Origin of the sequence: Paucibacter sediminis, assembly GCF_030254645.1 — a bacterium.
Lineage (GTDB): Bacteria > Pseudomonadota > Gammaproteobacteria > Burkholderiales > Burkholderiaceae_C > Paucibacter_B > Paucibacter_B sediminis.
Genome location: NZ_CP116346.1, coordinates 4,070,861 through 4,090,581, shown reverse-complemented (window position 1 = coordinate 4,090,581; position 19,721 = coordinate 4,070,861). Strand labels below are relative to the sequence as shown.

Here is a 19,721-nt window from a genome sequence, read left to right as displayed (position 1 = left end):
GAGGGAGCACCGGCATGAGTGGAAACATGGAGCGCATCCTGCGCCTGATGGCGGAGAAAGGGGCGTCCGACTCCTATCTCTCGGCCAATATGCCGGTGCTGATACGCATCAACGGCCAGATCCTGCAGCTGTCCGACCAGCTGTTGAGCCCCTCGCAACCGCGCCAGCTCATCAGCGAGGTGATCGAGCCGGCCCAGCTGGCCGAGCTGGACCAGACCGGCGAGCTGAACATGGCGGTGTCGATCCCCAAGGTGGGCAGCTTCCGGCTCTCGGGCTTTCGCCAGCGCGGCAGCATCGCCGCGGTGTTCCGTCATATCCCGCACACCATCCCCTCGCTGGAAAGCCTCAACCTGCCGCCGATACTGGGCAAGCTGGTGCAGGAAAAGCGCGGCCTGATCCTGATGGTGGGCGCCACCGGCACCGGCAAGAGCACCACGCTCGCGGCCATGCTGGAGCAGCGCAACCAGAACATGGCCGGCCACATCCTCACCATCGAGGACCCGCTGGAATACCTGTTCACCAACAAGCGCTCGGTGGTGAACCAGCGCGAGGTGGGGCGCGATACCGCCTCGCTGCAGGTGGCCTTGAAGAACGCGCTGCGCCAGTCGCCCGACTGCATCCTGATCGGCGAGATCCGCGATCGCGACACCATGACGGCGGCGATCTCCTATGCGCTCTCGGGCCATCTGGTGGTGGCCACCCTGCACGGCAACAACAGCTACCACGCGCTGAACCGCATCCTCTCCTTCTACACACCGGAATCGCGCCCCGCGCTGCTCAACGACCTGGCCGCAGGCCTGAAGGCGGTGATCTCGCAGCGCCTGGTGCGCGCCACCGCGGGCGGCCGCGTACCGGTGACCGAGATCATGCTCAACACCAAGCTGATCGCCGAGTTCATCGAGCAGGGCGATTTCACCAGCGTGAAGGAGGCGATGGAGAAGTCGATTGCCGAGGGCTCGCTGACCTTCGAGGAGCATTTCGCCAAGCTCATCAAGGACGGCACCATCACGCGCGAGGAAGGCCTGGCCTTTGCCGACTCGCCCACCAACCTGCTGTGGCGCCTGCAGAACGACATGCCCGGCCAGACCAAGCCGAGCGCCAAGAAGGAAGAGCCGGCCCAGGACGAGGCCAGCTTCACCGAGATCACCCTGGACGTGAGGCCCGAATAAGCATGAGCCAGGCAGACAGCACTTTTGCGCTGCTCGAGCAGCTGATCGCCCTGCCCTCGGTGACGCCGCGCGATGCCGGTTGCCTGGAGCTGCTGGGCGCGCGCCTGCAGGCCCTGGGCTTCGAGCTGGAGCGCATGGACTCGGGGCCCGAGGACTTCCGCGTCAGCAATCTCTGGGCGATCAGGCGCGGAAGCGCCGCCGACGGTCCGGTGCTGATGTTTGCCGGCCATACCGACGTGGTGCCCACCGGCTCGCTGGCGGCCTGGACCAGCGACCCCTTCGTGCCCAGCTACCGCGATGGCCGCCTCTACGGCCGCGGCACGGCCGACATGAAGAGCTCGCTGGCGGCCATGGTGGTGGCCTGCGAGGCCTTTGTGGCCGCGCATCCTGGCCATGCAGGCAGCATCGCCTTCCTGCTCACCAGCGACGAGGAAGGCCCGGCCCGCGATGGCACGGTGGTCTGCTGCGAGCGCCTGAAGGCGCGCGGCCAGCGCCTGGACTACGCCATCGTCGGCGAGCCGACCTCGGTGGCGCAGATCGGCGACATGGTCAAGAACGGCCGCCGCGGCACGCTCAGCGGCAAGCTGCGCGTGCAGGGCATCCAGGGCCATGTGGCCTACCCACAGCTGGCGCGCAACCCGGTGCACCAGGCCGCGCCCGCGCTGGCCGAGCTGGCCGCCGAGCTCTGGGACCAGGGCAACCGCTATTTCCCGCCCACCACCTTCCAGATCTCCAATATCAAGGCCGGTACCGGCGCCACCAATGTGATTCCCGGCGAGCTGGAGCTGGATTTCAACTTCCGCTTTTCCACCGAGTCCACGCCGGATGGCCTGAAGGCGCGCGTGCATGCGCTGCTCGATCGCCATGGCCTCGAATACGGCCTCGACTGGGTGCTGGGCGGCGAGCCCTTCCTGACGCCGGTGGGTAATCTCTCGGCCGCGGTGAGCGCCGCCATCGAGGCCGAGACCGGCCGCCGGCCCGAGCTCTCAACCACCGGTGGCACCTCGGACGGCCGCTTCATCGCCAAGATCTGCCCCCAGGTGCTGGAGTTCGGCCCCATCAACGCCAGCATCCACAAGATCGACGAGTACGTACCGGTCGACAATATCGCGCCGCTCACCGCCATCTACCGGCGCACCCTGGAGAACCTGTTGCTGTGACCACCCTGATTGCCTGCATCGAGGCCCACGCCGCCCGCCTGACCGAGGCGGGCGTTTCTTTTGGGCATGGCACCACCAATGCCTTTGACGAGGCGGCCTGGCTGGCGCTGTGGAGCCTCAACCTGCCGCTGGATGCGCTCGACGCGCATGCCGAGCAAGACCTGACCCCGGAGCAGCGGGCGCGCCTGGCCGCCCTGGTCGATGAGCGCATCCTGAGCCGCAAGCCCGCCGCCTACATCACGCGCGAGGCCTGGCTGCAGGGCGTACCCTTCTATGTGGACGAACGCGCCATCGTGCCGCGCAGCTTCATCGCCGAACTGATCGCCGACGCGAGCATCGACGCCTGGCTGTCGGACCAGACGCGGCGCGTGCTGGATCTGTGCACCGGCAACGGCAGCCTGGCCGTGCTGGCCGCGCTGGCCTGGCCGGAGGTGCAGGTGGACGCCATCGACCTCAGCCCCCAGGCGCTGGAAGTGGCCGAGATCAATGTGGCCAAGCATGCCCTGCAGCAGCGCATCCGCCTGCTGCAGGGCGACGGCCTGGCGCCGGCGCAGGGGCCCTACGACCTGATCCTGTGCAACCCGCCCTATGTAAACAGCCAGTCCATGGCCCGCCTGCCCGCCGAGTACCGCGCCGAGCCCGAGCTGGCCCTGGCCGGCGGCAGCGACGGCATGGACTTTGTGCGCCGCCTGCTGGCGGACGCCCCACAGCACCTCAGCGAGCATGGCGTGCTGGTGCTGGAGATCGGCAACGAGCGCGCGTTTTTTGAAGCGGCATTCCCGCAACTGGAAGTGGCCTGGATGGAAACATCGGCCGGAGAAGATCAAGTTTTGCTAGTCACTCAAGAGTCCCTGAAGAAAGCCCTGCACGCATGATCACGCTGCGCAATATCACGCTGCGTCGCGGCACCAAGGTCGTGCTGGACGATGCCAGCGTCACGCTGCAGCCCGGCGAGAAGGTCGGCCTGGTGGGCCGCAACGGCGCCGGCAAGTCCAGCCTGTTCGCGCTGCTCACCGACAAGCTGCAGAGCGACAAGGGCGACGTCGACATCCCGCGCCAATGGACCATGGCCGAGGTGGCGCAGAACATGCCCGAGACCGAGATGCCGGCCACCGACTTCGTGCTGGAAGGCGATACCCGCCTGATGGCCGCGCAGCAGGCCCTGGCCGCGGCCGAGGCGGCCGAAGACGGCCACGCCATGGCCGATGCCCACGCCCTGTTGATGGACGCCGGTGTGTTCGACGCCCGCCCGCGCGCGCAGGCCCTGCTGATGGGTCTGGGCTTCACCGGCGCCCAGGTGGATGCCCCGGTGAACAGCTTCTCGGGCGGCTGGCGCATGCGTTTGCAGCTGGCACGCGCGCTGATGTGCCCGGCCGATCTGATGCTGCTGGACGAGCCCACCAACCACCTGGACCTGGACGCCCTGGTCTGGCTGGAAGCGTGGCTGCAGCGCTACGAGGGCACGCTCATCATCATCAGCCACGACCGCGAGTTCCTGGATGCGATCACGCGTGTGACCCTGCACCTGGATGAGATGAAGCTGATGCGCTATGGCGGCAACTACACCGCCTTTGAGGCGATGCGCGCCGAGCGCATGGTGCTGCAGCAGGCCGCGTTCGAGAAGCAGCAGGACCGCATGGCCCATCTGCAGAAATTCATCGACCGCTTCAAGGCCAAGGCCAGCAAGGCCAAGCAGGCGCAGAGCCGCGTGAAGGCGCTGGAACGCATGGAGCGCCTGGCGCCGGTGCTGACCGCCTCGGACTTCTCCTTCGAGTTCCGCGAGCCGGTGAGCCTGCCGAATCCGATGCTGATGTTCGACGAGGTGGCCTGCGGCTATGAGACCGACGAAGGCGAGAAGATCATCGTGCGCGGCATCAACCGCTCGGTGCTGGCCGGCCAGCGCATCGGCATCCTGGGCGCCAACGGCCAAGGCAAGTCCACCGTGGTGAAAACCATCGCGCGCATGCAGCGCGCGCTGGGCGGCAAGATCACCGAGGGCAAGGGCTTGCAGATCGGCTACTTTGCCCAGCAGGAAATGGATGTGCTGCGCCCCGACGAGGGGCCGCTCTCGCACATGGTGCGGCTGGCCAAGGAGGTCAGCCCGAGCGCGCGCGAGCAGGAGCTGCGCGACTTCCTCGGCCAGTTCCGCTTCGTGGGCGAGATGGTGAACCAGCAGGTCGGCAGCCTCTCCGGCGGCGAGAAGGCCCGCCTGGTGCTGGCCATGCTGGTGTGGCAGCGCCCCAACCTCTTGCTGCTGGACGAGCCGACCAACCACCTGGACCTGAACACCCGCGAGGCGCTCTCGATGGCGCTGAACGAGTTCGAGGGCACGGTGATGCTGGTGAGCCATGACCGCGCGTTGCTGCGCGAGGTCTGCGATGAGTTCTGGCTGGTGAGCAAGGGCGTGGTGGGGCCCTTCGACGGCGATCTGGACGACTACCAGCGCTGGTTGCTGGAGCAGTCCAAGGAGGCCGCCAAGGCGGCCAAGGAAGCGGCCAAGGAGGCCGCGAAGGCGGGCGCGAAGAAACCCGCCGTGGTGGTGGCTGCGGCACCGGTGGCGGCGCCCGCGCCCGCGCCCAAGCGCGAGGACCGCAAGGCCAGCGGCCAGGCGCGCCAGAAGTTGGCAGAGCAGACCAAGCCCATGCGCAAGGAGATGGAAGCGATCGACGCCAAGCTCAACAAGCTGGCGGACGAGCGCACGGCGCTGGAAGCGCAGCTGGCATCGGGCACGGTCACGCCGGCCCAGATCGCCGATCTGGGCAAGCGCCTGAAGACCATCCACGACGAACTCGAGGCGGCCGAGCTGCGCTGGCTGGAGCTCAGCGCCGAGGTCGACGCGCTGCACGCAGCGGCCGACTGACGGCTCAGCTCAGCAGCAAGGCCGCAATGCCGAGCGCGGCCGGCAGCGCCTGCACGAAGAGGATCTTGCGGCTGGCGGTGGCCGCGCCATACAGGCCAGCCACCAGCACGCAGCCCAGGAAGAAGAACTGCACCGGACGGCCGGCGGCATCGCCCAGCAGCAGGCCCCAGGCCAGGCCAGCGGCCAGGAAGCCGTTGTAAAGCCCCTGATTCGCGGCCAGCACCTTGCTGGCTTCGGCGAATTCGGCCGTCAGGCCGAAGGCGCGGCGCCCGCGTGGCGTGGTCCAGAGGAACATCTCCAGCACCAGGATGTAGACGTGCAGGGCCGCCACCAGCCCAACCAAGACCTTGCTCACCATGCCCATTGCAGCTCCTCAGAAGCAATACCCATTTAGATTGTGTGCAATTTAATTGCGAACTACATTAACGCCCATGGACAGCGCACGCACCATCCGTACAAACCGCAGGCAGGCCGAGGCCCGCGCGCAGGCCGACTGGCTGGCACTGGACCAGCAGCTCTGCTTTGCGCTCTATGCCAGCTCGCTGGCCATGACCAAGCTCTACAAGCCGCTGCTGGCGCCGCTGGGCCTGACCTATCCGCAGTATCTGGCGATGCTGGTGCTCTGGGAGGGCGATGACCTCAGCGTTTCGACCCTGGGCGAACGGCTGCAGCTGGATTCCGGCACCCTGACCCCGCTGCTCAAGCGCCTGGAAGCCAACGGCCTGATCCGGCGGCAGCGCGCACTGGACGATGAGCGGCGTGTCCACCTCCTCCTCACCGACGCCGGCGCCGCACTGCGCCAGCGCGCCAAACCCATTCCCAAGGCCCTGGCCTGTGCCAGCGCCTGTTCGCTCGATGAATTGAGTTCCCTCACCCGGCGTCTGCATGAGCTGCGCGCGCAGCTCGGCAACGCCGCCTCCACCTGAACGGTTCGTTCGCAAAGGAAAGCACCATGGCTCTCGACAAAGTCCTCTACACCGCCACCGCCACCGCCACCGGCGGCCGCCAGGGCTCGGCCCAGTCTTCGGATGGCGCGCTCAAGATCGAACTCAGCACGCCGCGCGAGCTGGGCGGCGCCGGCGGCCCGGGCACCAACCCCGAACAGCTGTTTGCCGCCGGCTACTCGGCCTGCTTCATCGGCGCGATGAAGGCGGTGGGCGCGGCACAGAAGATCGCCATCCCGGCCGATGTTTCCATCACCTCGGACGTGGGTATCGGCCCGATCCCGGCCGGCTTCGGCATCCAGGTGGCGATGCGCATCAGCCTGCCGGGCATGGAGCGCGCCGCCGCCCAGGCCCTGATCGACGCTGCGCACAAGGTCTGCCCCTACTCGAACGCCACGCGCGGCAATATCGACGTGACGCTGACCCTGGTCTAAGCTGCTCCAGCAAGCCCGGACATGCCGGCTACCAGGTAGCCGGCTTGCGTCAGGCAAGCAAGCCGAGCATCAACTCGACCCTCGCCTTGACCGGCGATAGCTCACCGGCCGACGGCAGCGCGCCTTCGGGCGCTCCCACCACGGCGGCGCCAGTGCAGCGCGTGGCACGCAACACCGGCAGGCCCGCAGCACGGGCGCGCTTCAGCGCCTCCAACAGCGAAGCATGCACGGTCGCATTGCCCGTACCCTCGATCACGAGGCCGCGGGCGCCAGCCGCGACCAGCGCGTCGACCACCACACCATCCGCACCAGCATGGCTGGCGACGATGTCGACGCGCGGCCAGAGCTCGGGGTCGGCCGCGACGACATCAAGGCCCAAGGGCGCGCAGCTTGGCCAGTGGCGCAGCACCCTAACCTGCCCCTCCAGCACCAAGGCCAACGGTCCAGCCTCACCCGAGCTGAACGCATCCAGCGCGAAGGGCTGGGCTTTGCGCACCTCGACCGGGCCATGCACACGCCCCTGCAGTACGGCCAGCACCCCACTCGCGCCCGGGTGGGCGGCCACCGTCACTGCATCGAGCAGGTTTTGCGGGCCATCAGACTGCAAGGATGTCACCGGCCGCATCGCCGCTGTCAACACCACGGGCTTGCCTGGTGCCAAGACCCGATGCAGGAAGTAGGCGGTCTCCTCCAACGTATCGGTGCCATGCGTCACGACCACGCCAGCCACCTCGGGCCTGGCGAGGTGATAGGCCACCCGCTGCGCCAACAACCGCCAAACGGCATGGCTCATGTCTTTGCTGTCCAGCTGCGCGACCTGCTCGGCTTCGAGCTGTCGTGCAGCCAATGCCGGCACTGCCGTCACCAGATCAGCCACGCTGATCTGGCCGGCCACATAGCCCACGTCATCACCCGCACCGGCGATCGTGCCGCCAGTGCCCAGGATCACGATCAAGTCATTGGTGTTGCTTTGCAATTTATTCAATCCTGGATGAAAATACAGTAGCTGGATAAATGATCAGAGGCCTGCAGTGGCTCGGTCTGCCAGTTTCAGCCCATTCCCAGCGAGGTCAGCGTGGACGATAGCCCCAAACTCACAGCCCGGCAGCAGCAAATCCTCGACCTGGTACGCACCAGCATCGAGCAAACCGGTGCGCCACCCACGCGCGCCGAGATTGCACAGGAGCTCGGATTTCGCTCCGCCAACGCCGCCGAAGAGCATTTGCAGGCCCTGGCGCGCAAGGGCGTGATCGAGCTGCTGGGTGGCACCTCGCGCGGCATACGGCTGCGCTCGGACACCCTGCGCGCCCTCAACCTGGCCCGCGAGGCACGCACCGGCGTCAGCGGCATGCAGTTCAATCTGCCCATGCCGGGCTTGAACCAACTCACCCTGCCCCTGGTAGGGCGCGTGGCGGCAGGCTCGCCCATATTGGCGCAAGAACATATCGAGCAAAACTATAGCGTCGAGGCCGGCATGTTTGCGCGCAAGCCGGACTATTTACTACGCGTACGTGGCATGAGCATGAAAGACATCGGCATCATGGATGGCGACCTGCTGGCCGTGCAGCGCGCCAGTGAAGCGAAGAACGGTCAGATCGTGGTGGCGCGCATCGGCGATGAGGTCACCGTGAAGCGTTTCAAACGCGGCAAGCAAGGCATTGAGCTGCTGCCCGAGAACCCCGACTTCGAGCCCATACGCGTGAACGAGGGCGACCAGAGCTTTGCGCTCGAAGGGCTGGCGGTCGGCCTGATTCGCTCGCAGTTTCTCTCCTGAGGCGGCGCGCCCATGGTGAAACCGAGCAAGGCGGCGCATCGCGACGACTGCGTAACGCTGGAGCAGATCCCCAATATCGGCCCCGCCATGGTGGAGGATCTGCGTCTGCTTGGCATACGCGTGCCGGGCGAGTTGCGCGGGCGTGATGCCTTTGTGCTCTACCAGCAGCTCTGCGCCATCACCGAGCAGCGCCACGACCCCTGCGTGCTCGATACCCTGATGGCGGCGGTTGACTTCATGGCCGGCGCTGCCGCAGCGCCCTGGTGGCATTACACGCCACAGCGCAAGGCGCTCTACGGCAGTATCTAGCGCATAAAGAAAAACCCCGACTACTTGCGCAATCGGGGTTTGATCAAAATGTTGGCGGAGTGGACGGGACTCGAACCCGCGACCCCCGGCGTGACAGGCCGGTATTCTAACCAACTGAACTACCACTCCAGATGGACGGGCATTATATAACTCGTCGCATCAACAAATTTCATAAACTCGCAGGGCTTGCGCGCTGCCGTTTACCAAGCCTTGTAAAACTTGGCGTCCCCTAGGGGATTCGAACCCCTGTAGTCACCGTGAAAGGGTGGTGTCCTAGGCCTCTAGACGAAGGGGACTAAACCTTCTTCGAACATTATATAGCTTAAATTGCGCACCACCTGACATATTCCAATCATATTCTCCGACATATTGCCTGAGTATTGATGGTGGAGGTAAGCGGGATCGAACCGCTGACCTCTTGCATGCCATGCAAGCGCTCTCCCAGCTGAGCTATACCCCCGTGAGGATAGCGCGCCATTCAAGCGTCAAATATTCTTCTCAAAATACAAGCGGCCAACTGAATGGCCGCCGTACTAGCGAAACCTTGGCGGAGTGGACGGGACTCGAACCCGCGACCCCCGGCGTGACAGGCCGGTATTCTAACCAACTGAACTACCACTCCGCGTGGGATAAGTTACGCAAACCTTCAAACTCCTGTTTCTGTCGAAACTGGCGTCCAAAGGATTGCCAAGCCTTATCAAACTTGGCGTCCCCTAGGGGATTCGAACCCCTGTAGTCACCGTGAAAGGGTGGTGTCCTAGGCCTCTAGACGAAGGGGACTAAACCTTCTACCTCTTGAACCGCGCGCCACGTCAGACTTGAAAGTCTTGGTGGAGGTAAGCGGGATCGAACCGCTGACCTCTTGCATGCCATGCAAGCGCTCTCCCAGCTGAGCTATACCCCCTCGGAGCCTGCAAACTGCTCTTCGACATATTCCGTCTGCCAAGCTGCTTGCGACTCTTTGTGTATCGCGCTGTTCAAGCGAGACATAGATTATAGGACGATTTTTACAAGGAGCGCAAGCGTTCGATCACGATTTCTTTTGAGAACAGTTCCAGCACCGCATCCACCGAGGGAGTTTGGGCGCGGCCGCACACCAACACGCGCACGGGTATCGCCAGTTGCGGCATCTTCAGCCCATGCGCCGTGATGACTTCCTTGATGGCGGCCTGAATCGCGGCCTTGTTCCATTCGATGCCGGCGAACTTGTCGGCCAGCGCTGCCAATGCCGGCCCCACCGCCTCGGTCACGTGGGCGGCGCGTTCTTCCGCATTCGGCACGACCGGGCCAAAGTACATGGCCAGCCAATCGGCCAGGGCCACGGTGGTGGCACAACGATCCTTGTACAGCGCCACCATGGCAGACAAGCGCGCCGCGTCGGCCTGCACGCCACGCTTGGCCAGTTGCTCGGCCACCAACAGGGCCAGGCGGCCATCGTCGGCTTGCTTGATGTACTGGCTGTTCACCCACTCCAGCTTGGCGGGATCCCATTGAGCCGGACTCTTGTTGAGGTGGCTGCCATCGAACCAGCTCACCAGTTGTTCGCGCGTGAACAACTCGTCGTCGCCATGGCTCCAGCCCAGGCGCGAGAGGTAGTTCAGCATTGCCTCAGGCAGGTAGCCGGCCTCTTCGTAGGCGGTCACGCTCACCGCACCGCGGCGCTTGGAGAGCTTCTGGCCATCGTCGCCCAGGATCACCGGCATATGGCCGAACCTGGGCAGCGGCGCACCCAGGGCATTGAAGATGTTGATCTGCCAGGGCGTGTTGTTGACATGCTCGTCGCCACGGAACACATGGCTGATCCTCATGTCCCAGTCGTCCACCACCACGGCGAAGTTGTAGGTGGGCACACCGTCGGTGCGCAGAATGATGAGGTCGTCGATCTCGCGGTTGTTGATGCTGATCGGGCCCTTGACCACGTCGTCCCACACCACATCGCCGCTCACCGGGTTCTTGAAACGCACCACCGGTTTCACGCCCTCCGGCACCGCCGGCAGCTGCTTGCCGGGCTCGGGGCGCCAGGTGCCGTCGTAACGGCGCTTTTCGCCGCGCGCTTCCTGGGCGGCCTTCATCGCGTCCAGCTCCTCGGGCGTGCAATAGCAGCGGTAGGCCGTACCGGCCGCAATCATCTGCTCGACCACGGCCTGGTAGCGCTCCAGGCGTTGCATTTGGTAGATCGGGCCTTCGTCATAGTCGAGGCCCAGCCACTTCATCGCGGCCAGGATCTGGTCGACCGAATCCTGGGTGGAACGGGCCACGTCGGTGTCTTCCACGCGCAGCACGAACTGGCCGCCGTAGTGTCTGGCATAGGCCCAGGAATACAGGGCCGTGCGGGCCGTGCCCAGATGCAGAAAGCCGGTGGGCGACGGCGCAATACGGGTACGGATAGGGGTGGGGGCTTGTTGGCTCATCGGTTCTTCAAGGTGGAAAGGCCGCGCAGCAGATCGTCGGTGATGTCGTCCACATGCTCGAGGCCGACGGCCAGCCGGATCAGGCCTTGCCCGATACCGGCCGCCTGACGCTGAGCCTCGCTCAGGCGTCCGTGCGAGGTGGTGGCCGGGTGGGTGATGATGGACTTGGTGTCACCCAGATTGGTGGCGATAGAGATCACGCGGGTACTGTCGATCAGGTGGAAGGCAGCTGCGCGTGCGGCCTCGGGTGTGGCGCCCTTCAGGTCGAAGGACACCACCGCCCCGCCCCGCCCGCCTTGCTGGCGCATCGCCAATTCATGCTGTGGATGCGAGGCCAGGCCGGGGTAGTAGACGCGCGCGACCTCGGGCTGCACCTCCAGCCATTGCGCGACCTTCAGCGCGTTCTCGCAATGCGCCTTCATGCGCACGCCCAGCGTCTCCAGCCCCTTCAGCACCACCCAGGCATTGAATGGCGCGAGCGTCATGCCGGCGGTGCGGATCACCGGTCCGAACACGTCCTTGATCAGCTTCTCGCCGCCACACAGCGCGCCAGCCATCACGCGGCCCTGGCCGTCCAGGTACTTGGTGCCCGAGTGCATGACGACGTCGGCGCCCAGTTCGGCCGGGCGCTGCAGCGCCGGCGAGCAGAAGCTGTTGTCCACCACCAGCAGCGCGCCGGCGGCATGGGCCATGTCGGCCAGCGCGCGGATGTCGCAGATATCGGTCAGCGGATTGGTCGGCGTCTCGGCAAAGAAGAGCTTGGTCGTCGGCTTGATCGCAGCGCGCCATTCGTCCAGATCGGTCTGCGAGACGAAGGATGTCTCGACGCCGAACTTGGCGAACTCCTTGGCGAACAGATTGATGGTCGAGCCGAACACCGAACGCGAGCAGACCACATGGTCACCCGCCTTCAGCAGGCCCATGATGAGCAGCAGGATGGCACTCATGCCGGTGGCCGTCGCCACCGCCGCCTCGGTGCCTTCCATCGCTGCCAGACGCGCCTCGAAGCTGCGCACGGTCGGGTTGCTGGTGCGTGAATAGGTGAAGTCTTCCGACGCGGCAAAGCGGCTCGCCGAGGTCTCGGCGTCGGGCTGCACAAAACCGCTGGTCAGGAACAGGGCCTCGGAATTCTCGCCATGCTGGCTGGGCGCCAGCGCGGTGCGCACCGCCAGCGTTTCGGGCCGCAGGCCTTCGGGCAGGCGCGCGCGCGCGATGCGGCGCTCTTCTTCGTCGCTCATGCCATCAGCCCTCCGTGCGGCTCTGCAAGGCCAGGCGGCTGCGCGCCGGGCCATCTTCCTCGTCGCCCTGGCTCTTGCGCTGCTCCTGCATGGTGGCGAAGTCCTCGGCGCTGACGTCGCCGGTGATGTAGTGGCCATCGAAGCAGGAGGCCTCGAAACCGGCCAGGCCCGGCTTGAGCGCGGCCACCACGCGCTTCATCGCATCCACGTCCTGGTAGATCAGCGCATCGGCGCCGATGAACTGGCGGATCTCTTCGATCGTGCGGTTGTGCGCCACCAACTCTTCCTTGGTGGGCATGTCGATGCCATAGACATTGGGATAACGCACCGGCGGTGCGGCCGAGGCCAGGTAGACCTTGCGTGCGCCGGCCTCGCGGGCCATCTGCACGATTTCCTTGGAGGTCGTGCCGCGCACGATGGAGTCATCCACCAGCAGCACATTGCGGTTCTTGAACTCCAGGCCGATCGCATTGAGCTTCTGTCGCACCGACTTCTTGCGCGCGCCCTGCCCCGGCATGATGAAGGTGCGGCCCACATAGCGGTTCTTCACAAAGCCCTCGCGGTAGGGCTTGCCGATGCGGTGCGCCAGCTGCATCGCCGAAGGGCGGCTCGATTCGGGAATCGGGATCACCACATCGATGTCGCTCGGCGGCATGGTGGAGATGAGGCGCTGCGCCAGCGTCTCGCCCATGTTCAGGCGGGCCTGGTAGACCGAGATGCCGTCCATCACCGAATCCGGGCGCGCCAGGTAGACGAACTCGAACATGCAGGGATTGAGCGTCGGGTTCTCGGCGCATTGCTGGGTGTGCAACTGGCCCTTGGTGTCGATGAAGAGGGCCTCGCCGGGCGCCACGTCGCGCTCCAGCTGATGGCCGGTGCCCTCCAGGGCCACGCTCTCGCTGGCCACCATGTACTCGCCGTCCGCGGCCTTGCCGAAGCACAGCGGGCGGATGCCATAGGGGTCGCGGAAGGCCAGCAGGCCGTGGCCGGCGATCAGCGCGATCACCGCGTACGAACCCTTGATGCGGCGATGCACCGCGCGCACCGCCTTGAACACTTCCTCGGGCGTCAGCGGCAGGTCGCGCGCCGCCATTTCCAGCTCATGCGCCACCACGTTCAAGAGCACCTCAGAATCGCTCTCGGTGTTGATGTGGCGGCGGTCGATGTCGAACAGCTCCTTCTTCAGCGCATGGGCGTTGGTGAGGTTGCCGTTGTGCACCAGCACGATGCCGAAGGGCGCGTTGACGTAGAAGGGCTGGGCCTCTTCCTCGTTGTAGGCATTGCCCGCGGTGGGATAGCGCACCTGGCCCAGGCCGGTCGTGCCGGGCAACGCACGCATATTGCGGGTGCGGAACACGTCGCGCACCATGCCACGCGCCTTGTGCATGAAGCACTTGTTGCCCTGCATCGTGACGATGCCGGCCGCATCCTGCCCGCGGTGCTGCAGCAGCAGCAAGGCGTCGTAGATCAGCTGATTGACGGGCGCCTGGGAGATCACACCGACGATGCCGCACATATCGTTTACCTCGAATAGCGTCTCGCGAGGAGACTTCACTGAACCATACACAGGGCGCGGGCGCTTGTGGCGCCCTCACCCGAACTCTTCATCATCATCAAACCGGGATGAACTTCAGCAGCTCGGCCGGCAGCACCGGCTTGAGCCCCTGCAACAGCGCCTGCAACCAGGGCGCCAGTTGCGAGTCGCTCCAGGCCGCCGACTCCACCGCCGGCGTCATGCTCACCACCACCACCACCAGCAGGCCGATCAGCACGCCGCGCAGCACGCCGAAGCCTGCGCCGCCAAGGCGATCGAACACGCTCAGCGGCGTGGCATGGATCAAGGCCCGCAGCAGCTTGGCCGCCAGCCCCCAGACGATCAGGATCAGCACAAAGCCAAGCACCAGGCTGGCGGCATGCGTGAGCACCGGCCCCATGCGCTCGGCGGGCAGCCAGCCCTCGGTCCAGGGCGACAGATAGCGCGCCCCCAGATAGGCCACCACCCAGCCGGCGATGGACAGGATCTCGAACACCAGACCGCGCCACAAACCCAAGAGCACCGAAATGCCCAGCAGGCCCAGCAAGACGAGGTCGACCCAGGCCATCGTCAGAGCGTCAGTACCGCGGTGGAAAGGCCAGCACCACGCACCTTGGCCGCGGCCTTGTCGGCCTCTTCACGGCTGGCGAAGGGGCCCAGGCGCACACGGATGCGCTTGCCATCGGCGGTTTCCACCGCCTGGGTATAGGTCTTGAGGCCAAGCTTTTCGACCCGGCTGCGCGCTTCTTGCACGGCCTTGGCCTCGGCATAGGCGCCCACCTGCACGATGAAGCGCGCGCCCGTAGCGTCGCTGGCCTTCTTGTCGGCGGCGGGCTTGCCCTCCAGCAGGGCCTGCACACGGGCGGCCTCGGCCTTGGTATCGGCTTTTACGTCGACTTTTGGCGGCTCGGCCGCTTTCTTCTCGGGCTTTGCTTCGACCTTGGCCTCGGGTTTGGGCTCGGGCTTGGCCTTTTCCACCAGCTTCTCGGCCGGCTTCTCCGCCGGCTTGGCCACGGGCGCGATGGCGGCTGCGGGCTTGGGCTCGGGTTCGCGGGCTTCGGTGATGATGCCCTTGCCCAGTTCGGCGCTCTGCACCGGTGTCTCTTGCGAGGCGGCCGGCGCGGGCAGCGGCGCGGGTGCCGGTGCCGGAATTGCCAGCGGCGGCAAGGCATCCTTGCGCGGGATCTCGATCGGCAGGTCCACCGGGATGGGTCGCGGCTGGGTCTCGAACACCAGCGGGAAGCCGATCACACCGATGCCCACGAGCACGGCCGCACCGATCAGGCGGCGGCGCGCACGCAAGCGCAGCTCCTGCACGGCATCCAGGCTGTCGGAGACCGGTTTGGCCGCGGGGGCGGCCGCTGTGCGCTTGAAGAAGGACAGCAGATCCATGTCGTGGGCGGTGCCTTGAATTGAAAGCGGCCTCCATTCGGGGGCCGCGGTCGTGGGGTCCTGATCCTGAGATTCAGTGCTGCGTTGCGCCGCCGCCCGCGCTGATGCGCGGCAGGCCTTGCTGCAGCACTCCTCCCACGGTGTAGAAGGAACCGAAGACCAGAATTCTATCAGCGGGGTCGGCCGCCGCGGCGGCGGCCTCCAGGGCGTCCATGGGCGCCGCATGCTGGAAACTCTGCACGTCGGCGGGCGCCTTCAAGCGCCCGGCCCGGCGCAGCGATTCGAACTGCTCGGCCAAGGCCGCGGCCTTGGCGGCGCGCGGCAGCGGCAGATCGGTGAAATGCCAGACGTCCACCAGGGGCGCAATGCGCTCCAGGATTTGGCCCAAGTCCTTGTCAGCCATGGCGCCGAACACCACATGGGTGCGCGGGAAGAAGCCCATCTGGTCGAGGTTCTGCGCCAGCGCCGCCACCGCATGGGGGTTGTGCGCCACGTCCAGCACCAGCGCCGGCTGGCCCGGCACGACCTGGAAGCGCCCCGGCAGCTCCACCATGGCCAGGCCGGTGCGCACCGCCTGCGCGCTGATGGGCAGGCGCTCGTACAAGGCCTCGAACACGGCCAGCACACCTGCGGCATTGAGCAGTTGGTTGACGCCGCGCAGGGCCGGATAGGCCATGCCGCTGAAGCGCCGGCTGCGGCCCGCCCATTGCCATTGCTGGCGGTCGCCGCTGTAGGTGAAGTCGCGCCCGAGCTGGCGCAGGTCGGCACCGATGCCGGCGGCAAACTCGGCGATCGAGGCCGGTGGCATGGGGTCGCTGACGATCACGGGCTTGCCGGCGCGCATGATGTGGGCCTTCTCGCGCCCCACCGACTCGCGGTCGCTGCCCAGGAACTCGGTGTGGTCCAGATCGATGCTGGTGATCACCATGCAATCGGCATCGATGGCGTTCACCGCGTCCAGGCGCCCGCCCAGGCCCACCTCCAGGATCACCAGGTCGAGCGGCTCGGCCGCCAGCCGGTGCAGGATGGCCAGGGTGGTGAATTCGAAATAGGTCAGCGCCAGCTCGCCACGCGCGGCCTCGACGGCCTCGAAATGCGGGATCAGCGACTCGGCTGGCACCGGCGCACCGCCCACCCGGCAGCGCTCCTGGAAATGCACCAGGTGCGGCTTGATGTAGAGGCCCACCCGATAACCCGCATGCAGGGCGATGGACTCCAGCATCGCGCAGGTGGAGCCCTTGCCATTGGTGCCCGCCACCATCACCACCGGCGCCTCGAAGCGCAGCCCCAGTCGTTTGCGCACCTCGGCCACGCGGGCCAGCGTCATGTCGATTTCCTTGGGATGCAGACGCTCGCAATGGGCGAGCCAGTCATCAAGGCGCTGTTGGGCGGTGGGGCTGCTGGTCATCTGGGATTCGCAAAGCAACACGGCCAGACCTTGCGGGCCTGGCCGTGCGGGGTTTCATCGAAGCAATCAGGCCACCGCGTCCGAGCTCTGGCGCTGCAGCATGGCGAGCTGGCGGGCAATCGTCTCACGCAGCTGGCGGCGGTCCACGATCATATCGACCGCGCCCTTTTCCATCAGGAACTCGGCGCGCTGGAAGCCCGGCGGCAGCTTCTCGCGCACCGTGTTCTCGATCACGCGCGGGCCGGCAAAGCCGATCAGGGCCTTGGGCTCGGCAATCACGATGTCGCCCACAAAGGCAAAGCTGGCGGACACGCCACCCATGGTGGGATCGGTCAGCACGCTGATGTAGGGCAACTTGGCCTTGGCCAGGCGGCTCAACGCTGCATTGGTCTTGGCCATCTGCATCAGGCTCAGGAGGCCTTCCTGCATGCGCGCACCGCCGGTGGCGGTGAAGCAGATGAAGGGGGTCTTCTGCTCCAGGGCGGTTTCCACGCCACGCGCAAAACGCTCACCCACCACCGAGCCCATGGACCCGCCCATGAAGTCGAACTCGAAGCAGGCCGCCACCACCGGCACGCTCATCACCGCGCCACCGATCACCACCAGGGCGTCGGTCTCACCGGTGGACTCCAGCGCTTCCTTGAGGCGGTCGGGGTACTTCTTGCTGTCCTTGAACTTCAGCGCATCGACCGGCAACACCTCCTGGCCGATCTCGTAGCGACCCTCTCCGTCGAGGAAGGCGTTCAGGCGCGCACGCGCGCCGATGCGGTGGTGGTGGCTGCACTTGGGGCAGACATTGACGTTCTGCTCCAGATCGGTCTTGTAGAGCACCGTCTCGCAGGACGGGCACTTGATCCACAGGCCCTCGGGCACCGTGCGGCGCTCGTTGGGATCCTGTTGCTGCATCTTGGGCGGCAGAAGCTTCTCGAGCCAACTCATTGCAGATTCCTTTTTGCTAGCCGGCCCGGGCAAAGTGCCATGGGCCAGAGTGTCAAGTCGATGCCGGCAGCGCGTCCAGCGCCGCCCGTATCTCGCGGATGAATTCAGCACCCGTGGCGGCGACATTATCGCGTGTCTGCACCTCCAGCAGCTGAACCAGGCGCGAGCCGATCACCACCGCGTCCGAAACCCGGCCCACGGCCTGGGCCGTGGCGGCGTCGCGGATACCGAAACCCACGCCCACCGGCACGCTCACATGGGCGCGGATGCGCGGAATCATTGCCGCCACCGCCTCGGTGTCCAGATGCCCGGCACCGGTCACGCCCTTGAGCGAGACGTAGTAGACATAGCCGCGCGCCACCTTGCCGATGCGCGCCATGCGTGCGTCGGTGGAGGTGGGGGCGAGCAGGAAGATCGGGTCCAGCTCCTGCGCACTCAGCGCGGCCGCGAAGGCCTCGCATTCCTCGGGCGGGTAGTCCACCACCAGCACGCCATCCACGCCGGCCGCCTTGGCATCGAGCACAAAGCACTCCATGCCATAGCGCTCGATCGGGTTGGCATAGCCCATCAGCACCACCGGTGTGCTGCTGTTGCGCGCCCGGAAGGCACGCACATAGGCCAGCACCTGGGGCATGCCGATGCCATGCGTCAGCGCCCGTTCGGCGGCGCGCTGGATCACCGGGCCATCGGCCATCGGGTCCGAGAAGGGCACGCCCAGCTCGATCACATCGGCGCCAGCCTCGGCCATGGCCAGCATCAGCTCGACCGTGGTTTCGGGGAAAGGATCGCCCGCGTGCACGAAGGGAATCAGCGCCTTGCGGCCCTCGGCCGCCAGCTGCGCGAAGGTGGCTTGGATGCGGCTCATGCCTGACCTCCCTTCACCATGACGACGGGCGGCTCGCCGCCGCCCTTCACGGACTGCCCCTTGCAGGAGGGCCGGCAGAAGAACTCGGCATGCGAGAGATCGGCCACCGTGCCGATGTCCTTGTCGCCGCGGCCGGAGAGGTTCACCAGCAGATGCTGGTCGGGCCTCATGGTCGGCGCCAGCTTCATCGCATGGGCCACCGCATGGCTGGACTCCAGCGCCGGGATGATGCCCTCGGTACGGCACAGATAGTGGAAGGCGGCCAGCGCCTCCTCGTCGGTGATGCCCACATATTCGGCGCGGCCAATGTCCTTCAGGTAGGCATGCTCGGGGCCGACGCCGGGATAGTCCAGGCCGGCCGAGATCGAATGCGTCTCGATGATCTGGCCGTTCGCGTCCTGCAGCAGATAGGTGCGATTGCCATGCAGCACGCCGGGGCTGCCGGCCGAGAGCGTGGCCGCATGCTTGCCGCTGTCCACGCCCAGGCCGGCCGCCTCGACGCCGATCAGGCGCACACCGGCATGCTCGATATAGGGGTAGAAGATGCCGATGGCGTTCGAGCCACCGCCCACGCAGGCGATCACCGCATCGGGCTGGCGGCCGATCATCGGCGGCATCTGGGTCAGGCACTCATCGCCGATGACGCGCTGGAAGTCGCGCACCATCATCGGATAGGGATGCGGGCCGGCCACGGTGCCGATGATGTAGAAGGTCGATTCCACATTCGTGACCCAGTCGCGCATGGCCTCGTTGAGCGCGTCCTTGAGGGTCTTGGAGCCCGATTCCACCGGCACCACGCGCGCACCCAGCAGGTTCATGCGGTAGACATTGGGCGACTGGCGCTTGACGTCCTCGCTGCCCATATAGACCACGCATTCCATGCCGTAGCGGGCGCAGATGGTGGCGGTGGCCACGCCATGCTGGCCGGCGCCGGTTTCGGCGATCACGCGCTTCTTGCCCATGCGCTTGGCCAGCAGGGCCTGGCCGATGGTGTTGTTGACCTTGTGCGCGCCGGTGTGGTTCAGGTCCTCGCGCTTGAGGTAGATCTGTGCACCGCCGAGCTCGCGGCTCATGCGGTCGGCGTGATAGATCGGGCTGGGGCGGCCGACGAAATGGGCCAGTTCGCGCTGGTACTCGGCGATGAACTCGGGGTCACGGCTGTAGTGCGCGTAGGCCTCGTTGAGTTCATCCAGGGCGTGCACCAGGGTCTCGGCGACAAAGCGCCCACCATAGGGTCCGAAATGCCCGCGGGCATCGGGTTGGTCATAGGTCGTCATGAGGGAT

At 66.1% G+C, this 19,721-nt stretch carries 19 protein-coding genes and 6 tRNA genes; 8 read left to right on the top strand and 17 right to left on the bottom strand.

Annotated features, from left to right (window positions below; genetic code table 11):
* The first annotated feature begins 14 nt into the window (after positions 1-14).
* Genes PFX98_RS18885 through PFX98_RS18870 form a run of 4 tightly spaced genes read left to right on the top strand, consistent with a single transcriptional unit; the run spans position 15 to position 5,189 of the window.
* Positions 15-1,169 (top strand): PilT/PilU family type 4a pilus ATPase, encoded by a 1,155-nt coding sequence (locus PFX98_RS18885; RefSeq protein ID WP_285232034.1) that lies wholly within the window; start codon positions 15-17, stop codon positions 1,167-1,169.
* 2 nt (positions 1,170-1,171) lie between these two features.
* Positions 1,172-2,329, top strand: a complete 1,158-nt coding sequence (dapE, locus tag PFX98_RS18880; RefSeq protein ID WP_285232033.1) for a succinyl-diaminopimelate desuccinylase — start codon at positions 1,172-1,174, stop codon at positions 2,327-2,329.
* Positions 2,330-2,334: 5 nt separating this feature from the next.
* Positions 2,335-3,204 carry a 50S ribosomal protein L3 N(5)-glutamine methyltransferase gene (gene prmB / locus PFX98_RS18875; protein ID WP_425334704.1) on the top strand — a complete coding sequence of 290 codons (870 nt, stop codon included), beginning with the start codon at positions 2,335-2,337 and terminating at the stop codon, positions 3,202-3,204.
* Complete coding sequence (locus PFX98_RS18870; protein ID WP_285232031.1) at positions 3,201-5,189, top strand: ATP-binding cassette domain-containing protein; 1,989 nt, start codon at positions 3,201-3,203, stop codon at positions 5,187-5,189. The genes prmB and PFX98_RS18870 overlap by 4 nt, the downstream gene beginning before the upstream one ends.
* Positions 5,190-5,193: 4 nt before the next feature.
* Here the strand turns inward: PFX98_RS18870 and PFX98_RS18865 are convergent, their stop codons facing one another.
* Positions 5,194-5,553, bottom strand: a complete 360-nt coding sequence (locus PFX98_RS18865) for a DUF1304 domain-containing protein (protein WP_285232030.1) — start codon at positions 5,551-5,553, stop codon at positions 5,194-5,196.
* A 67-nt stretch (positions 5,554-5,620) separates the two neighbouring features.
* On the opposite strand from PFX98_RS18865, the gene PFX98_RS18860 reads away from it, so the two are divergent.
* Both PFX98_RS18860 and PFX98_RS18855 read left to right on the top strand, forming a co-directional pair.
* Positions 5,621-6,115: a MarR family winged helix-turn-helix transcriptional regulator gene (locus tag PFX98_RS18860; protein WP_285232029.1), complete on the top strand. Its 495-nt coding sequence runs from the start codon at positions 5,621-5,623 to the stop codon at positions 6,113-6,115.
* A gap of 26 nt (positions 6,116-6,141) precedes the next feature.
* The gene (locus PFX98_RS18855; protein WP_285232028.1) at positions 6,142-6,567 is read left to right on the top strand and encodes an organic hydroperoxide resistance protein; all 426 of its coding nucleotides are present in this window, start codon (positions 6,142-6,144) and stop codon (positions 6,565-6,567) included.
* A gap of 49 nt (positions 6,568-6,616) precedes the next feature.
* Here the strand turns inward: PFX98_RS18855 and PFX98_RS18850 are convergent, their stop codons facing one another.
* Complete coding sequence (locus PFX98_RS18850; RefSeq protein ID WP_425334624.1) at positions 6,617-7,552, bottom strand: asparaginase; 936 nt, start codon at positions 7,550-7,552, stop codon at positions 6,617-6,619.
* 90 nt (positions 7,553-7,642) lie between these two features.
* Here PFX98_RS18850 and lexA point away from each other — a divergent pair, with 90 nt between their 5' ends.
* Complete coding sequence (lexA, locus tag PFX98_RS18845; RefSeq protein ID WP_285232027.1) at positions 7,643-8,341, top strand: transcriptional repressor LexA; 699 nt, start codon at positions 7,643-7,645, stop codon at positions 8,339-8,341.
* Positions 8,342-8,353: 12 nt separating this feature from the next.
* A complete protein-coding gene (locus tag PFX98_RS18840; RefSeq protein ID WP_285232026.1) occupies positions 8,354-8,650 on the top strand; it encodes a helix-hairpin-helix domain-containing protein in 297 nt (98 codons plus the stop codon).
* A gap of 52 nt (positions 8,651-8,702) precedes the next feature.
* On the opposite strand, the gene PFX98_RS18835 is transcribed toward PFX98_RS18840, so the two are convergent.
* The 15 genes from PFX98_RS18835 to trpB form a co-directional block, all read right to left on the bottom strand.
* Positions 8,703-8,779 (bottom strand) — tRNA-Asp (locus tag PFX98_RS18835).
* 91 nt (positions 8,780-8,870) lie between these two features.
* A tRNA-Glu gene (locus tag PFX98_RS18830) sits at positions 8,871-8,946 on the bottom strand.
* An 88-nt stretch (positions 8,947-9,034) separates the two neighbouring features.
* A tRNA-Ala gene (locus PFX98_RS18825) sits at positions 9,035-9,110 on the bottom strand.
* Between the two features lie 85 nt (positions 9,111-9,195).
* Positions 9,196-9,272: transfer RNA gene (locus PFX98_RS18820), tRNA-Asp, on the bottom strand.
* A gap of 82 nt (positions 9,273-9,354) precedes the next feature.
* Positions 9,355-9,430 (bottom strand) — tRNA-Glu (locus PFX98_RS18815).
* A 48-nt stretch (positions 9,431-9,478) separates the two neighbouring features.
* A tRNA-Ala gene (locus PFX98_RS18810) sits at positions 9,479-9,554 on the bottom strand.
* 103 nt (positions 9,555-9,657) lie between these two features.
* Positions 9,658-11,061: a glutamate--tRNA ligase gene (gltX, locus tag PFX98_RS18805; RefSeq protein ID WP_285232025.1), complete on the bottom strand. Its 1,404-nt coding sequence runs from the start codon at positions 11,059-11,061 to the stop codon at positions 9,658-9,660.
* Positions 11,058-12,299, bottom strand: coding sequence for an O-succinylhomoserine sulfhydrylase (locus PFX98_RS18800; protein WP_285232024.1), 1,242 nt, complete (start codon positions 12,297-12,299; stop codon positions 11,058-11,060). The genes gltX and PFX98_RS18800 overlap by 4 nt, the downstream gene beginning before the upstream one ends.
* 4 nt (positions 12,300-12,303) lie before the next feature.
* Entirely contained in the window at positions 12,304-13,815 is a 1,512-nt protein-coding gene (gene purF, locus PFX98_RS18795) for an amidophosphoribosyltransferase (RefSeq protein ID WP_285232023.1), read from the bottom strand.
* 97 nt (positions 13,816-13,912) lie between these two features.
* Positions 13,913-14,401: a CvpA family protein gene (locus PFX98_RS18790; protein ID WP_285232022.1), complete on the bottom strand. Its 489-nt coding sequence runs from the start codon at positions 14,399-14,401 to the stop codon at positions 13,913-13,915.
* 2 nt (positions 14,402-14,403) lie between these two features.
* On the bottom strand, positions 14,404-15,225 hold the full coding sequence (locus PFX98_RS18785; protein WP_285232021.1) for an SPOR domain-containing protein: 822 nt from the start codon (positions 15,223-15,225) through the stop codon (positions 14,404-14,406).
* A gap of 73 nt (positions 15,226-15,298) precedes the next feature.
* Positions 15,299-16,633, bottom strand: a complete 1,335-nt coding sequence (gene folC, locus PFX98_RS18780) for a bifunctional tetrahydrofolate synthase/dihydrofolate synthase (protein WP_285232020.1) — start codon at positions 16,631-16,633, stop codon at positions 15,299-15,301.
* Positions 16,634-16,699: 66 nt separating this feature from the next.
* A complete protein-coding gene (gene accD / locus PFX98_RS18775) occupies positions 16,700-17,572 on the bottom strand; it encodes an acetyl-CoA carboxylase, carboxyltransferase subunit beta (RefSeq protein ID WP_285232019.1) in 873 nt (290 codons plus the stop codon).
* 52 nt (positions 17,573-17,624) lie between these two features.
* Positions 17,625-18,437, bottom strand: a complete 813-nt coding sequence (trpA, locus tag PFX98_RS18770) for a tryptophan synthase subunit alpha (RefSeq protein ID WP_285232018.1) — start codon at positions 18,435-18,437, stop codon at positions 17,625-17,627.
* Positions 18,434-19,714: a tryptophan synthase subunit beta gene (trpB, locus tag PFX98_RS18765; protein ID WP_285232017.1), complete on the bottom strand. Its 1,281-nt coding sequence runs from the start codon at positions 19,712-19,714 to the stop codon at positions 18,434-18,436. Before trpB ends, trpA begins: the two co-directional genes overlap by 4 nt.
* Positions 19,715-19,721 lie beyond the last annotated feature (7 nt).